We start from the raw sequence: 15,277 nt of genomic DNA on the forward strand, positions 1-15,277 counted from the left end.
CGGAGGATGCGATGACGACCCGCTTCATACGCGCACCCTGTCCTTGATATCGGCGTACTTTCTCTCGCCGATGCCGCTGACCTCGCGCAGTTGCCCGACGCTCTGGAACCCGCCGCGGCCGTCGCGGTATTCGACGATGCGGCGGGCGAGCACCTCTCCCACTCCGGGCAACTGCTCGAACTGCTCCGCAGTGGCGACGTTGAGGTCGAGGACCGCCGTCGCGGGGTCGACGGGAACGGGCGCCGCCGGCACCCCCTGAGCAGCGGGCGTTCCCTGGGCGGAGGGGCCGACGACGATCTGCTCGCCGTCGACGAGTCTGCGCGCGAGGTTGAGGAAGCCCGCCGAGGCCTCCCCGCGGACGCCCCCGGCGGCCCGGACCGCGTCGGCCACCCGGGACCCGCCGGGCAGGACCACCACACCGGGGCGGCGGACCTTTCCGGTGACGTGGACGGTGACCTCGGCGGCCGGGGAAGGCCGCGGCCGGGAGGGCGCGGCCGCTCCGGTGAGGGACGGTCCGGAGACCGGAGCGGGCGGAGCCAGGGGCTCGGGCTCCGGCTGCGCCCGCCAGGCGTACAGCCCTCCCGCGACGACCGCGACCAGCGCGGCGACGATCAGGAGCCGTGTCCCCGACCGGCCGGGGTCGAGCGCGGGACCCGCTCTGTCGACGGCCGCCCGGAGGGCTTCGAAGGAGGGCGGGACCGCGATCGGAGGCATACGATCGCCCGTGTCCCGGCGGCCGGGGAATCCCTCCGAGCCGGTCGGCCGGGCCTGGGAGGCGCCGGGCACGGTCAGCTCCCGTAGCCGCGACTCGGCCCGGAACCGCTCGGTGGCCTGGTCTGTGGTCCGCACGCGAGAACGTTATGGCCGCGCCGCCGACCGCCTCCCGGCTGAATTCGATTCTGTGGACGACCGCCCGGGCACGGGTCCCGGTTGTGGACGACCGCCCGGGCACGGGTCCCGGTTGTGGACGACCGCCCGGGCACGGGTCCCGGTTGTGGACGACCGCCCCGGCACGAATCCCGACCGCGCGCGGCCGCCCGGGAACAGGTCACGGCCGCAAGACGACGGTTCCGGGCTCACCGGCCGGGATCGGGCCGTGGCCCGGGACCGTTTCCGGTCCGCGGCGGGCGGGAGAAGACCCTGGAGGATCCGTCACGAGGGGACGGGGGAGACCGTCACGCCGAGCATGCCGGGGCCGACGTGGGCGCCGATGACCGCGCCGGTCTCGATCACCCTGAGCGCGGCGAGCCCCGGAAGGCGCTGGGAGAGGCGCTCGGCCAGGGTCTCCGCCCGGGCTCGGGCGGAGATGTGCTGGACCGCCACGTCGACCGGGCCGGGGCCCGCCGCCTGGACCGCGAGATCCTCCAGGCGGGCGATGGCCCGGCTCGCGGTACGGACCTTCTCCAGAGGGGAGATCGTGCCCTCGGTGATGTGGAGCAGCGGTTTGATCATCAGCGCGGACCCGAGCAGGGTCGCCGCGGCGCCGATGCGGCCTCCCCTGCGCAGGTACTCCAGGGTGTCCACGTAGAAGAAGCTCCGGAGGGAGTCCTTCCGGCGCCGGGCGGCGTCGGCCACGGCGGCGAGCGTCCCGCCTCCGGCGGCCGCCTCGGCCGCGGCCAGGACGGGGAAGCCGAGGCCCATGGCGATGGATCTGCTGTCGATGACCTCCACCGGGATCGGCGCGTCCAGGGCCCCGGTCCGGGCCGCCTCGACCGTGCCCGACATCTCTCCGGACAGGTGGAGGGAGACCACCCCGGTCGCGCCTCCGGCCGCCGCCTCGTCGTAGGCGTCCGTGAAACGCCGGGGCGCCGGCCTGGAGGTGCTGACCGGGGCCCACTCCCTGAGCGCCTCGCCCATCTCCGCGCCGCCGATCTGCGCCACGTCGTCGAAGGGCCTGCCGCCGACGACCACCTGGAGCGGCACCACGGTGATGCCCAGGCGGGAGACCTCCTCCTGCGGCAGGTACGCGGTGGAGTCCGTGACGACGGCGACCGATGGCGGCATGACCAGAGATTACCCGGGGGCGATCACGTGACCGGGAGCGGCGCCGTCACCGGGCCGCGCCCGGGCGGCACCGGACCGGGCGGCACAAGGAAGACATCCGTCCGGCGGCGGCCGCCCGCTGCGGGTCCGCCCGGCGGAGGCCCGCCCTCTCCCGCCGGACGAAGGCGCCGCCGGGATCCCGTGAGGGTCACTGGACGGGGGTGCCGCCGCGCCAGACCCGGCGGGGTTTGAGGCCGAAGGCCCAGGCGAAGGCGCCTTCGTGGTCGGCGTCCCACTGGACGATGTCGGCCAGGCGCCCGGGGGCGAGCACGCCCCGGTCGGGAGCCCCGAGAACGGTGGCCCCGCCGAGGGTCGCCGCGCGCAGGGCGTCTCCGACGCTCATGCCGAAGGCCGCGACGGCGAGGCTGACGACCAGGGACATCGAGGTGATACCGCAGTGGCCGGGGTTGTGGTCGCTGCCCAGGGCCACCGTGACGCCCTGGGCGAGCATCCGGCGGACCGGCGGCAGGCTGCCGTTCTGCAGCGCGGTTCCGGGGCAGACCACGGCGGGCACGCCGTAGCGGGACAGGATCGCGATGTCCTCGTCGGAGGTGTGGTGGAGCAGGTCCGCCGAGGCGCAGCCGAGCTCGGCGGCGAGCTGCACGGCGCCGCGCCGGCTGTAGGCGCCGGCGTGCAGGCGGGGAAGCAGCCCGACGTTGCGGCCGGAGGCCAGGACCCAGCGGGCCTCCTCGGTGCTGAAGTGCCCCTCGTCGCAGTAGACGTCCACGCTGTCGGCGCCGGCCGCGGCGGCGTCGGCGCACCAGGCGCCCACCGCCTCGACGTAGTCGCGCTGGCGCCCGAAGTACTCCGGCGGGACGACGTGCGCGGCGAGGAACGTGACGTGCACGCGCGGCATCATCGGCTCTTTCTCCAGCTCGCGCAGGAGACGCACGTCGGCCAGCTCGCCGTCGCGGGTGAGGTGGTAGCCGGTCTTGGCCTCCACCGTGGTGGTGCCGCCGAGCAGCCAGTCGCGCAGGCGCTCGCGGACCCCGTTGCACAGGGTCCACGGATCGGTCCCCCGGGTCACCGTGACGGTGGAGCCGATGCCGCCGCCGGCCGCGGTGATCGCGGACGGGGTCGACCCGCCCGAGCGCATGGCCATCTCGGCGTAGCGGTTGCCCGCGTAGACGGGGTGGGTGTGCGCGTCGATCAGGCCCGGTGTGACCAGGGCCCCGCCCAGGTTCTCGACGTGGTCCACGTCGACGATGTCGTCCACCACTCCGGGCACGCTCTGCGGCAGGTCCGCGGCCCGGCCGACCCAGGCGATGCGGTCGTTGTGCACGAGGATCGCAGCGTTGCTGCACACGTCGTTTCCGGTCCAGAGCCGGCCGATGTTGGTCAGAAGGCGGACCGTCATCGCATCACCGCCTTGCGCGCAGGGAAGGGCACCGCAGGGGAGGCCGCCACCGGGCACGCCGCGGGGACCCGGCCGATCGCGGGCGTCGTGCCCGCCGGGTCCGCTCCGAGTCCGGACGACATTGGGGGTCTCCTGCTCTCATCCGCTTCATGTGCGGCGACAGTATCGCCAGCATCATGATCCGGCGGTTTCAGTCCAGTTACGTTATTTCACAGGTTGGTCCGCTGTACAGGCTAATTGGGAAGAACACCGCTTCCCCACAACCGGGTCCGGTTCATCGGTTTCGTCCACACAAGAGAGCTCAAGCATGTTTTCACAGCTCAGGTCACTCTTTTCCCACCCGCAACATCAGGAGCCAAGGGCGCCGGCGCCATAACGTCTCGTTGGATTTGCCCCATGGTAGCAATCCAAACCTTGACCCACCAGTGTCCTCTTCATGGCCATTTGGGCGTTTTTGAAGGCTTTCAGTTCCACAAGAATCGCTCCGCAGCACAAGCCCAGGCATTGAATCCCCCACGAGAATCCCCCTAGGCTTGAAATTCGCCGGGCGGCGACCTCCCCCTCGCTCCCTCTCGGCACTCCGCCGCCTCCCGCCCCCGCCGGTTCACAGCACAAGCCGTCGAAGTCATTCCAAAGCGGGGCATTCCATGTAGCCTTTCGGGCGGGCCAACCACGGTCGTATGCATGGGAGTGACTTTGACCGTCCAGCCGGACGCCGGTCGGCGTCGCATCGAAGAGCTCCTGCGGCAGAACGAGGACCGCGTCCTCAAGCGCTGGCTCGAAATAACCGCGGCCGTCTCCGCCGGCCAGGCGGACCGGGATGACACGGCCGCCCGGCTCCCCGAGATCTACCAGGCGCTCCGGCAGTCGTTCACCGGCGAGGAGAACCTCAGCGACCTGCACGGGCTGCTGGCCGAGTTGTCCCGGTCCCGCGCCCGGCAGGGCTTCTCCCCCGCCGAGACCGCCAACGCGGTGTTCGGCCTCAAGGAGGCCCTCTACGAGGTCGTCGAGGACGACGGGACCCCCGAGGCGCTGCGGGGCTTCATCTGGTTCTCCAAGATCATCGACGATCTCGGGCTCTTCACGTTCGAGACCTACGCGGCGGCCAGAGAGAAGATCATCATCGACCAGGCCGAGCAGCTCCTGGAGCTCTCGACCCCGGTCGTGAAGCTCTGGGAGGGCATCGTCGCGGTGCCGCTGATCGGCACGCTCGACTCCGCCAGGACCCAGGTGGTGATGGAGAAACTGCTCCAGGCGCTGGTGGAGACCGGTTCCGAGCACGCGGTCATCGACATCACCGGCGTGCCCGCGGTGGACACCCAGGTCGCCCAGCATCTGCTCAAGACCGTGATGGCGGCCCGGCTGATGGGCGCGGAATGCGTGATCTCCGGCATCCGCCCGCAGATCGCCCACACCATCGTCACCCTCGGCATCGAGTTCGGCGACATCGTCACCAAGGCCTCCCTGGCCGACGCCCTCGCCCACGCGCTGCGCCGGAGCGGCGTCGAGGTCGCCGGCAGCCGGAGGACACGCGTGGCCCTGCGGACCGAGGAGGCCTGATGGACCGGGTCCCCGTCCTCAAGCTCGGAGACGTCCTCATCGTCTCCATCCAGGTCGACCTGCAGGACCAGGGCGTGCTCGCCCTCCAGGAGGACCTGGCGGACGCGGTGGTCGCGACCGGCGCACGAGGAGTGATCATCGACATCACGGCCGTGGAGATCGTCGACTCCTTCATCGGCCGCATGCTCGCCACCATCGCCTCGATCTCCCGCATGCTCGACGCGGAGACGGTCGTCGTGGGCATGCGCCCCGCGGTCGCGATCACGCTGGTGGAGCTGGGCCTCTCGCTCGGCGGCGTGCGGACGGCGCTCAACCTCGAGAAGGGCGTCGCCCTGCTGAACTCCTCCGAGGACACGCAGATCGCCGCAGCCGCGCGATGACCTCCTCCGGCGAGCTGGCCATCGGCGGCAGCAGCGACATCGTCCTGGTCCGGCAGCGGGTCAGGGCCGCGGCCCTGGAGGTCGGGCTCTCCCTCGTCGACCAGACGAAGATCGTGACCGCCGCCAGCGAACTGGCCCGCAACGCGCTGGTCTACGCGGGCGGCGGCAGGGTCCGGATCGAGATCGTCCGCAACGGGGTGCGGATGGGGCTGCGCCTGGCCTTCGGCGACGACGGCCCCGGCATCCCCGACATCGAGCAGGCACTCGTCGACGGGTGGACCACGGGCACCGGCCTCGGCCTCGGCCTCGGCGGGTCCCGGCGCCTGGTCGACGAGTTCGACCTGAGGTCGGCCCCCGGCGAGGGAACGCTGATCACGGTGACCAAATGGACCAGGTGATCCGCTCCCGGAACGACGTCTGGGCCAGGGTCGAGGACGCGAGCGCGATCGGCTCGCTCCGCCGCGCGGCCGTCGCGCTCGCCGCGGCCCGGGGGTTCGGCGACGAGGACACGGGCCGGGTGGCCGTCGCGGTGAGCGAGGCCGCCTCGAACCTGGTCAAACACGCCGTCGAGGGGGTCATGCTGATCCGGCCGCACCCGGAGTCCCCCACCGCGGTCGAGGTCGTCGCGCTGGACCGGGGGCCCGGCATGCGCAACGTCTCCCGCGCCCTGCGCGACGGCTACTCCACCGCCGGCACCCTCGGCATCGGGCTGGGCGGCATCACGCGCATGGCCGACGGGCACGAGATCTACTCCGTGCCCGGCCGGGGCACGGTGCTGGCCATGTGCTTCACCGCGTCCGGCGCGCCGCGGCCTCCGTTCCGGGTGAGCGGGATGACGCGCCCGATCGGCGAGGAGACCGTCTGCGGCGACGCGTTCGCGCTCGTCGAGACGGGAACCGTGATCACCGCGATGGTGTGCGACGGTCTCGGCCACGGGGACGCCGCGGCCCTGGCCTCGCGGGAGGCGGTCAGGGTGTTCCTGGACCACGCGGACCTCGCGCCGGCCGCCGTGCTGGAACGGATCCACCGGGGCCTGGCCGGCACCCGGGGCGGCGCGGCGGCCGTGGTCCGGATGGAGGGGCGGCCGGGCGGCGCAGGAGGCAGCGGCACGAGCGGCACAGGGGGCACGGCCGACACAGGGGGCACAGGGGGCACAGGGGGCACAGGGGGCACCGTGAGTTTCGCCGGCCTCGGCAACATCTCGGCGTGGATCGCCCACCAGGAGGGCCGCCAGGGGATGATCTCCGTACCGGGCATCGCCGGGCACCGGGCCCCCCGCACGCTCCGCCAGTACGAGTACGCCATGCCCGCGCACGGCATGGTGGTCCTCCACTCCGACGGGCTCTCCGACCGCTGGGACGTCACCTCCTGCCCGGGTCTGATCACACGCTCCCCCTCCGTCGTGGCCGCCGCGCTGCTGCGCGAGGCGGGGACCCGCAGGGACGATGCCTGCGTGGTGACGGTGAGGCCCGCCGCATGACCGGCGACGAACTGATCCGCCTGCGCGTCCTGGACGACCGGGACGTGTTCACCATGCGCAGGGTGGGCCGCGAGGTCGCCGAGATGGCCGGGCTGGCCGGCTCCGACCAGATCCGGGTGGCCACCGCCCTGAGCGAGATCGGCAGGGAGGTCCTCGCCCGGGGGCTGGCGGCCTCGGCCGCCTTCCTCCTCGGCCGGGACACCCTGACCGTCACCATCGACCTCCCCGCGGACACCGGCTTCCAGCGCGCCGACGGCGTGACGCTGGCGGGACGCCTGGTGGACACGATCGAGTGCGATCCCTCCGGGGGGCGGGTGGTCATGGTCAAGAGCCTCCCCGCGGGCCGCGCCCGGCCCTCCGCGGAGATGATCCGCACGAGGATCGCCGCGCTCGCGCCGGTGAGCGCGCTCGACGAGCTCCGCCGGCAGAACCGCGAGCTCGCCGAGACCCTGGAGGAGGTCCTGCAGCTCAACACCGAGCTGGAGGAGACCAACCAGGGCGTGCTCGCCCTGTACAACCAGCTCTCGGCGGAGCTGGAGGAGACCAACCGCGGGGTCGTGGCGCTCTACGCGGAGCTGGACGAGAAGTCCGGGCAGATCAGGGAGGCCGGTGACGCCAGGAACAGGTTCTGGACCACGGTCAGCCACGAGCTGCGCACCCCGCTGAACTCGATCATCGGCCTGGTCCGCCTCCTGGCCGGTCCCGGCGGGGAGCCGCTGGGACCGGAGCAGTTCCACCAGGTCCAGCTCATCGGCTCCTCCGCGGAGACCCTCCTGGCGCTGGTGAGCGAGCTGCTCGACATGGCCAAGGCCGAGTCGGGGCGGCTGGACCCGCAGCCGTCCGCGGTGGACCTGATCGCGCTCACCGAGCGGCTGGGGATGGTGCTCCGGCCCACCAGCGGACTGGACCAGGTCACGCTCTCGGTCGAGGTGTCGGAGTCCTCGCCGGAGATGCTCGTCGACGAGGCGATGCTCACCAAGATCCTGCGCAACCTGCTCTCCAACGCCCTGAAGTTCACCGAGAGGGGCGAGGTCCGGCTGGAGGTGGCCCCCGACGCCGCGACCCACGAGATGGTCTTCACGGTGACCGACACCGGGATCGGCATCCCCGCCGAGCATCTGGAGCGCGTCTTCGAGGAGTTCTACCAGGTGCCGGGACCGATCCAGGCGAGGGCGAAGGGCACGGGCCTCGGCCTGCCGTACGCCCGCCGCCTGGCCGAGGCGATGGGCGGCACGCTCCGGCTGTCCAGCACGGTGGCCGGAGCGACCGCGGCGGGCACCGCGACCGGGGGGACCACGGCCGTGCTGCGGCTGCCGCGGCGCCACGACGGCCCTCCGGTGGTGGGCCGTGTGCTCGTCGCCGACGACGACGACGAGTTCCGCGCCACCGTCCGCCGCATGCTCACCGGCTTCGCCGCCCACGTGGACGAGGCCTCCGACGGACTGGCCGCGCTGGAGCTGATGGCCGGAGCCCTCCCGGACCTCGTGCTGGTGGACCTGCTGATGCCCCGGATGGACGGGGCGGCCCTGCTGCTGCGGATGGCCGAGGACGAGCGGCTGCGCACGGTCCCCGCGGTCGTCGTCACGGTCGTGACCTCCCACCAGTACCCGCAGACGGCACGGGCGGTGATCTCCAAGCACGGCCTGAGCCGGGAGACCCTGCTGGAGGCCGTACGGCATGCGGTGGAGGGCGGCGGTGAGTAGGGCGGCGGGTAGGCCGGGGGACGGGAACCACGGTGAGGGAACCGCGACGGTGCTGGTCGTGGACGACACTCCGACCAAGCTCTACATCCTGTCCAGCTGGCTGCGGCGCGCCGGCCACCGGGTCGTGGAGGCGACGGGCGGCCTGGAGGCCCTGGGCAAGGTCGGCGAGCTCCGGCCGGACCTGGTCGTCCTGGACGTCCGGCTGCCCGACATGAGCGGGTACGAGGTGTGCGAGCAGATCAAGGCGGACCCGGCCACCTCCTCGATCCCGGTCGTCCAGATCTCCGGGGCGGCGATCACCCCCGCCGACCGGGCCGAGGGCCTCGGGCGGGGCGCGGACGCCTACCTGACGGAGCCCGTCGAGCCGGACGAGCTCACCGCGACGGTCGAGGCCACTCTGCGCTACTACCGCGCCCGGCAGCGGGCGGAGCGGATGACCGCCCGGCTGGTGATCCTCAACGAGGTCACCCTGGCGATGAACGCGGCCGAGACGTTCGACATGCTCCTGGCGACCGCCGTCGAGGGCGCCTCGCGCATCCTCGGCCGGCTGGCCGGCGCGCTGGCGCTCCCGCCGGACGGCCGGATCCGCAGGTACACGGCCGAGCCTCCGACGCACGCCGCCACCGCGAGGACCGGCACCGCCGACTCCCTGGACAGGCTGAGCGCGATGCTCCCGGGAAGTCTCGCAGGAACCGAGACGTCCACGATCACGGCCGCCGACTGGCTGGGACTGGTGCCCGACTCGGCCGCCGAGGAGGGCGCCGCCCTGGTGGTCTGCCGCACCAAGTCCGGCCGGCCCGCCGTGTGCCTCGGGGTGGAGCCGGCCCCGCCCCTCGCCCCGGACGAGCTGAACCTCCTGCGCCAGCTGGGCCAGGCCCTCGCCCTCGCGGTGGACGCCCTGCGCGCCTACACCGAGGAGCACGCGATCGCGCTCACCCTGCAGCGCAGCCTCCTGCCGGCGCGGATCCCCGAGATCCCGGGAGTGGAGATCAGCTGGCGCTACCAGCCCGCCGCGGACAACGTCGAGGTCGGCGGGGACTTCTACGAGGTCCTCCGGCTGGGCGAGCGGGTGCTCATCGGCATCGGCGACGTGCAGGGGCACTCCCTGCACGCCGCCACCGTGATGGCCGAGCTCCGGCACGCCCTGCGCGCCTCGCTCCTCGGCGCGGTGGACCTCGGCGCGTCGATGGCGCTGCTCAACGAGGTGCTGCGGAGCTACCACCCCGGCATGACCGCGACCGTGTGCCTGATCCTCCTCGATCCGGTGAGCGGGCGGGCCGAGCTCGCCAACGCGGGCCACATCCCGCCGATCCTGGTCGACCCCCGCGGCCGGGCCCGCTACCACGGGCTCGGCGACCTCCTGCTGGGCGTGAGCGAGACGTCCTACCGGGTCGACCATCTGACGATCCCCGAGGGCGGCGCGGTGCTGATGTTCACCGACGGGCTCATCGAGGACCGCGACAAGCTGCTGGACGAGAGCCTGGAGATCGCCCGGAGGCTGGCGGAGTCCGCCGGGGAGGACCTGGAGCCCTTCTGCGACCGCCTGCTGGCGCGCTTCGGCGCCCGTGAGGACGACGTGGCCCTCGTGCTCTTCCGCCGCCTGGCCGGGGTCCCGGGCGCCCGGGACCACCGCTGAGATCGCCGCCGGATCCCGCGTCCGGCGCGCACGGCCGAGGGCGGCCGGCGACGTGCGCCGGCCGCCCTCGGGATGCGGCGGAGGCGGCACCGGGCCGCGGGGCCCGGTGCCGCCCGGTCAGACGGTCTCGACCGGCTTGGCGGTCCTCTCCAGCTCGGCGAAGAGGCCGGGCAGGACCCTGGCGTGCAGGATCGTGCCGTCCTCGGTGTGCTCGACGCCGAGGACCTCGCCCTCCTTGTGCGCCCGGGAGATCAGGTCGCCGCGCTGGTACGGCACCAGCACCCTGACCTCCTGGTCGAAGCGCGGCAGCTCCCGCTCGATCACGGCCCGCAGCTCGTCGATCCCGGCGCCGGTGCGGGCCGAGACGACGACGGTGTGCTTCTCCCGCGCGGTCAGCTGGGCCAGCACCACCGGGTCGGCGGCGTCGGCCTTGTTGATGACCACGACCTCCGGGATGTCGCGGGCGCCTTCGATGTCGGCGATGACCTCGCGCACCGCGGCGAGCTGCGACTCCGGGTCGGGGTGGGAGCCGTCGACCACGTGCAGGATCAGGTCGGCGTCGCCGACCTCCTCCAGCGTGGAGCGGAACGCCTCGACGAGCTGGTGCGGCAGGTGCCGGACGAATCCGACGGTGTCGGCCAGCGTGAACAGGCGCCCTTCGGGCGTGTAGGCCTTGCGGACGGTCGGGTCCAGCGTGGCGAACAGCGCGTTCTCCACCAGCACGCCCGCCCCAGTCAGCCGGTTCAGCAGCGAGGACTTGCCGGCGTTGGTGTAACCGGCGATGGCCACGGCCGGGACCTCGCGGGCCAGGCGCCGCGCGCGCTTGGTCTCGCGCGCGACCGTCATCTCCGCGATCTGGCGGCGCAGCTTGGCCATCCGCTCGCGGATCCGGCGGCGGTCCAGCTCGATCTTGGTCTCACCGGGGCCGCGGCCGCCGATGCCGACGCCGCCGGCGGCACGTCCGCCGACCTGGCGGGACAGGTTGCCGCCCCAGCCTCGCAGGCGCGGCAGCAGGTAGTTGAGCTGGGCGAGCTCGACCTGCGCCTTGCCCTCGCGGCTCTTGGCGTGCTGGGCGAAGATGTCGAGGATCAGCATGGTCCGGTCGATGACCTTGACCTTGACGACCTCCTCGAGCTGGCGCAGCTGGCCGGGGCTCAGCTCGCCGTCGCAGACCACGGTGTCGGCGCCGGTGGCCGCGACGATGTCGGCCAGCTCCTGTGCCTTGCCGGAGCCGATGTAGGTCGCCGTGTCGGGCTTCTGGCGGCGCTGGATCAGGCCTTCCAGCACCTCCGAGCCCGCGGTCTCCGCCAGGAGCTTGAGCTCCAGCAGGGAGTTCTCGGCGTCGGTCACCGTACCGGAGGTCCAGACGCCGACGAGGACGACCCGCTCAAGCCTCAGCTGGCGGTACTCGACCTCGGTGACGTCCTCAAGCTCGGTGGAGAGGCCCGCCACCCGGCGTAGTGCCTGGCGCTCGGCCAGCTCCATCTCGCCGATCTCGGGCAGGTCGTCGAACTGGTCGAAGTCCAGCGGCTCACGGATGTCTATGTCGTTGCTCCGTTCGTAGGTTCGGTTCACAGGCGTCATCGTTCATTAGAACGCCTGGACACCCCGGGTATCTTCCCCACGATGGTGCCACGTCGGCACCCGCTCTCTCATCCGGTTATCCGTCCGCCGTGCGCGAAGCCGCCGGCGTCCGCCGCGAGCGAGGCCGCCAGGTCCGTGCTCCGCCGTTCCCAGTAGGCCAGGCCCAGTCTCCGGTGGATCTCCGCCGCCCGCCGGGCGTGGTCGAGCGCCGGGCCCGTACGGCCCAGCCTGCCGGCCAGTTCGGCGAGGACCATGTGGTGGGCGCCCCATCCGGAGGTCCCCATCCCGCTGACCACGAGGTCGTCGGCGTACGGCAGCAGCCTGCCGTACAGCTCCCCGGGGTCGGGGACGCCGAGCCGGGCGGCGACCAGCCCCCAGACCGGGAGCAGGAGGTCCGCCGCCCAGTCGTCCGGGATCCCGGTGCCCCAGCGCGCGATCAGCTCCCGGGCCAGTCCGGGGTCGCCGCAGTCCAGCGCGGCCAGCACGGCGACCGGCCGGAGCAGGACCATGTCCGGGTCCCCGGCCCGGGCGACGAGCTCGCCGAGGACCTCGGGGACCCGGTCCTGCCCGCGCATGCAGGTGAACAGGGCGACCAGCCGGGGGAAGTCCCGGCCCCACAGGCTGGAGCCGTCCAGCAGCGCGCCGAACCTGGCGACCAGCGCCTCCGCGGCCGCCCAGTCCCCGTCGAGGGTGCGGCGGGCGGTCTCGGCGATGCGGACCATCGCCTCCAGCTCGGGCCGGCCGATCTCCCCCAGCAGGTGCTCGCAGCGGGCCAGGTCCCGGTCCCACGCGGCCAGCTCCCCGGCGCGCAGCAGCGGGGCCATCCGCAGCACCCTGGCGATCAGCTCGGTGGCCCGGGGCAGGGCGGGCAGGGCGAGGATCTCCTCGGCGGCGGCGCGCCGCTCGGCCTCCCGCCCGGGCACCCAGGCGGCGATGTGGTAGTTGTTGAGCGTGGTGGCGGTCAGGACCGGATCGCCGATCCCGCGGGCGAGCTCGACGCCCTCCAGGGCGAGGCGCTCGCCCTCGGCCCGGCGCGGGCCGTAGAACAGCTCGATGCCGAGGGTGCCGAGCAGTGCGGCGCGCTGGTGCTCCCGCAGCGGCCCGGCCAGCAGGTCCTCCAGCAGCGCGACCATGCGCTCGTCCACGACACCGTAGGGCCTCCAGTTCCAGACGCTCTGCCCGCCGAAGACGCCGACCGCGGCGATCAGCGCCTCCCGGTCCCCCGACCGGCGGGCGAGCTCCACGGCCTGCTCCAGGTCGCGCCGGGCGCCGTCGGCGTCTCCCGCGGTGCGGCGGGCCTGCCCGAGCGCCGTCAGCACCGCGCACCGGGCGGCGTCGTCCGCGGCGGGCAGTGCGGCCAGGGCCAGTTCCCACAGGCCCACGGCCTCGTCGTGGGCGAGCTGGGCGGTGGCCTTCCTGGCGGCGTTCGAGGCGTGCTCCACCGCCTTGGCCCGGCCGCCGACCCGGATCGCCCTGCCGAAGTGGTGGGCGAGGTCGGCGGCCCGGCGGGAGCCGTCGTGCGCGGGGAGGGTCTCCAGCGCCTCCCCGATCCGCAGGTGCAGCCGGGCCGCCTCCACCCGGCCGAGCCCGGCGTAGAGGGTGTCGCGCACCAGCGCGTGGGAGAAGCGGTAGTCCTCGCCGGCCTCGGCCAGCAGCCCGGTGGCCACCGCCGGCTCCAGCAGGGACATGACCTGCTCCTCCGGGGTCGCGGTGGCCGAGGCGAGCAGGTCCACCTCGACGTCGCGTCCGGCGACCGCCGCGACCCGCAGCAGGGCCTGGCTCTCCTCGGGGAGCCGGGCGACGCGGCGGCCGACGACGTCCCGCACCCCGGAGGGGACGACGGCGGGCAGGCCGTCTCCGCCCTCCGCGGCGGGTTCTCCCGGGGAGCCTGCGGCGAGACCGGCGGCCAGGGCGCTCTCGCTCTCCAGCAGGCGGACCAGCTCCCCCAGGTAGAAGGGGTTGCCGCCGCTGCGCGCGTGGAGCGTCCCGGCCAGGTCCGGGGCGATCCGCCGCGTCCGCAGGTAGGAGGCCACGTCGTCACCGGTGAGCGGGCCCACCGCCATCCGCTCGGTGCGCCGTTCCCTGGTCAGCGCGCCGAGGGTGTCGCGGAGCTGCTCGGGGTGCTCCCCCGGTTCCGGGCGGAGCGTGGCCACCACGAGCACGGGGTGCCGTTCCAGCTCGCCGGCGGCGAAGGCGAGCAGCCGGAGCGAGGCGACGTCGGCCCAGTGGAGGTCGTCGAGCATGACCAGCAGCGGCCCGGCCGACGTCAGCGCGGCCAGCACCCGCTGGTACAGCTCGAACAACTGCATGTCCGGACATTCGATGGAATCGCCGGCGAGAAGGCGGACGGCCTCCGCGGCCTCCGGTCCCGCCTCCCTCAGCGCCTGAGCCCACGGCCAGAACGGCGGGGCCGTGGCGGTGTCGACGCACCGCCCCCACAGCACGGCCATCCCGCGGGCCGCCGCCTCGCCGGCCGCGGCCCGGGCGAGCCGGGTCTTGCCGATCCCCGCCTCGCCCTCGATCAGCAGCACCCCGCCCCGGCCCCGCCGGACCTCGGCCACCAGCGCGCCGATCCGTCCCAGTTGCCGCTCCCTGCCGACGAGCCGCTCCTCCGCCTCGCCGGACCACGCGGGCGCCGCCGTACGGCCCGCGGGCCCCGGGCCGTCCCGCCCCGGCGCGGAGCCGGTCTGCGCGGGCGCCGGACGGGCCTGCGCGGAGGCGGGAGCCGGAGCGTCCAGTCCGGGATCCTGCTCGAGCACCGCCCGTTCCAGGCGGCGCAGCTCCGGGCCGGGGTCGAGGCCGAGCTCGGCGGCGAGCAGCTCGCGGGCCCGGCGCAGCGCGCCCAGCGCGTCGGCCTGCCGGCCCGACCGGTAGAGCGCCAGCGCGAGCAGGCCCCGAAACCGCTCCCGGTAGGGGTGCGCCTCCACGAGCCGCTCCAGGTCGGCGACGCACGTCCCGCTCTCGCCCAGGGCGAGCCGCGCCTCGAACCTGTCCTCCTCCGCCGTGACGCGCAGTCCGGCGAACCTGGCGAGGGTCGGCGCGGCGAACTCCTGGTCGGCGAACTCCGCCAGCGGGTCGCCCCGCCATACCGACCCGGCCTGCTCCAGGGTCTGCAGCGCCCGGCCGTGCTCGCCGCGGACCAGGGCGCGGTGCCCCTCCTCCGCCCAGGCGGCGAAGCGGAACAGGTCGACCTGGCCCGGAGCGACCGCGAGCAGGTAACCGGGCTCGCGGGTGAGGATCGCACCGGACGGGGTACGGGGCGGGCGGCCGGGTTCCAGCGCCCTGCGCAGGTGCGAGATGTACGCCTGGAGCGTGCCGGTCGCGCTGGAAGGGGCCTCTCCGGCCCACAGCTCGTCGATCAGCCGGTCGAGCGGGACGACCCGGCCGGGTTCGAGGGCCAGCATCGCCAGGACCGCCCGCTGCTTGCGGATGCCGAGACCGACGGTCCGCCCGTCGGCGTCCACGACCTCCACCGGGCCGAACAGCCGGATCTCCATCTCACCCCACGTCACGTCAAGCCGACCCCAAACCCTT

At 73.7% G+C, this 15,277-nt stretch carries 11 protein-coding genes; 6 read left to right on the forward strand and 5 right to left on the reverse strand.

Features of this window, described 5'->3' with window-relative positions; translation table 11 throughout:
* Positions 1–24: 24 nt before the first annotated feature.
* The 3 genes from FHS22_RS18800 to hutI all read right to left on the reverse strand — a co-directional run bounded on the left by FHS22_RS18800 (position 25) and on the right by hutI (position 3,400).
* Positions 25–849, reverse strand: coding sequence for a ComEA family DNA-binding protein (locus tag FHS22_RS18800; protein WP_338047812.1), 825 nt, complete (start codon positions 847–849; stop codon positions 25–27).
* A gap of 303 nt (positions 850–1,152) precedes the next feature.
* The gene (locus tag FHS22_RS18805) at positions 1,153–2,004 is read right to left on the reverse strand and encodes a DegV family protein (protein WP_184943414.1); all 852 of its coding nucleotides are present in this window, start codon (positions 2,002–2,004) and stop codon (positions 1,153–1,155) included.
* Between the two features lie 187 nt (positions 2,005–2,191).
* Positions 2,192–3,400 carry an imidazolonepropionase gene (gene hutI / locus FHS22_RS18810; RefSeq protein WP_184943416.1) on the reverse strand — a complete coding sequence of 403 codons (1,209 nt, stop codon included), beginning with the start codon at positions 3,398–3,400 and terminating at the stop codon, positions 2,192–2,194.
* A 684-nt stretch (positions 3,401–4,084) separates the two neighbouring features.
* Between hutI and FHS22_RS18815 the strand changes: the two genes are divergently transcribed.
* Genes FHS22_RS18815 through FHS22_RS18840 form a run of 6 tightly spaced genes read left to right on the forward strand, consistent with a single transcriptional unit; the run spans position 4,085 to position 10,159 of the window.
* The gene (locus FHS22_RS18815) at positions 4,085–4,960 is read left to right on the forward strand and encodes an STAS domain-containing protein (RefSeq protein WP_184943417.1); all 876 of its coding nucleotides are present in this window, start codon (positions 4,085–4,087) and stop codon (positions 4,958–4,960) included.
* Positions 4,960–5,340: an STAS domain-containing protein gene (locus FHS22_RS18820; protein ID WP_221473809.1), complete on the forward strand. Its 381-nt coding sequence runs from the start codon at positions 4,960–4,962 to the stop codon at positions 5,338–5,340. Before FHS22_RS18815 ends, FHS22_RS18820 begins: the two co-directional genes overlap by 1 nt.
* On the forward strand, positions 5,337–5,738 hold the full coding sequence (locus tag FHS22_RS18825; protein WP_184943419.1) for an anti-sigma regulatory factor: 402 nt from the start codon (positions 5,337–5,339) through the stop codon (positions 5,736–5,738). The genes FHS22_RS18820 and FHS22_RS18825 overlap by 4 nt, the downstream gene beginning before the upstream one ends.
* Entirely contained in the window at positions 5,726–6,820 is a 1,095-nt protein-coding gene (locus FHS22_RS18830) for an ATP-binding protein (RefSeq protein WP_184943421.1), read from the forward strand. Before FHS22_RS18825 ends, FHS22_RS18830 begins: the two co-directional genes overlap by 13 nt.
* A complete protein-coding gene (locus tag FHS22_RS18835) occupies positions 6,817–8,523 on the forward strand; it encodes an ATP-binding response regulator (protein ID WP_184943423.1) in 1,707 nt (568 codons plus the stop codon). The genes FHS22_RS18830 and FHS22_RS18835 overlap by 4 nt, the downstream gene beginning before the upstream one ends.
* Positions 8,524–8,581: 58 nt before the next feature.
* On the forward strand, positions 8,582–10,159 hold the full coding sequence (locus tag FHS22_RS18840) for a SpoIIE family protein phosphatase (protein WP_338047815.1): 1,578 nt from the start codon (positions 8,582–8,584) through the stop codon (positions 10,157–10,159).
* A 117-nt stretch (positions 10,160–10,276) separates the two neighbouring features.
* Here FHS22_RS18840 and hflX read toward each other — a convergent pair whose 3' ends face one another.
* Both hflX and FHS22_RS18850 read right to left on the reverse strand, forming a co-directional pair.
* Positions 10,277–11,644 carry a GTPase HflX gene (gene hflX, locus FHS22_RS18845; RefSeq protein ID WP_184943604.1) on the reverse strand — a complete coding sequence of 456 codons (1,368 nt, stop codon included), beginning with the start codon at positions 11,642–11,644 and terminating at the stop codon, positions 10,277–10,279.
* 167 nt (positions 11,645–11,811) lie between these two features.
* Positions 11,812–15,255, reverse strand: coding sequence for a BTAD domain-containing putative transcriptional regulator (locus FHS22_RS18850; RefSeq protein ID WP_184943426.1), 3,444 nt, complete (start codon positions 15,253–15,255; stop codon positions 11,812–11,814).
* Positions 15,256–15,277: the final 22 nt, after the last annotated feature.

The organism is Thiemannella venezuelensis (assembly GCF_014203605.1).
In the GTDB taxonomy this organism is placed as follows: Bacteria; Actinomycetota; Actinomycetes; order Streptosporangiales; family Streptosporangiaceae; genus Planomonospora_A; species Planomonospora_A venezuelensis.

Excerpts from the sequence above, each read along its gene's own strand:
- FHS22_RS18805 (WP_184943414.1), bottom strand. The coding sequence starts at position 2,004 with ATGCCGCCATCGGTCGCCGTCGTCACGGACTCCACCGCGTACCTGCCG.
- FHS22_RS18835 (WP_184943423.1), top strand. The coding sequence starts at position 6,817 with ATGACCGGCGACGAACTGATCCGCCTGCGCGTCCTGGACGACCGGGAC.
- FHS22_RS18820 (WP_221473809.1), top strand. The coding sequence starts at position 4,960 with ATGGACCGGGTCCCCGTCCTCAAGCTCGGAGACGTCCTCATCGTCTCC.
- hflX (WP_184943604.1), bottom strand. The coding sequence starts at position 11,644 with ATGGAGCTGGCCGAGCGCCAGGCACTACGCCGGGTGGCGGGCCTCTCC.
- hutI (WP_184943416.1), bottom strand. The coding sequence starts at position 3,400 with ATGACGGTCCGCCTTCTGACCAACATCGGCCGGCTCTGGACCGGAAAC.
- FHS22_RS18815 (WP_184943417.1), top strand. The coding sequence starts at position 4,085 with ATGGGAGTGACTTTGACCGTCCAGCCGGACGCCGGTCGGCGTCGCATC.
- FHS22_RS18830 (WP_184943421.1), top strand. The coding sequence starts at position 5,726 with ATGGACCAGGTGATCCGCTCCCGGAACGACGTCTGGGCCAGGGTCGAG.
- FHS22_RS18825 (WP_184943419.1), top strand. The coding sequence starts at position 5,337 with ATGACCTCCTCCGGCGAGCTGGCCATCGGCGGCAGCAGCGACATCGTC.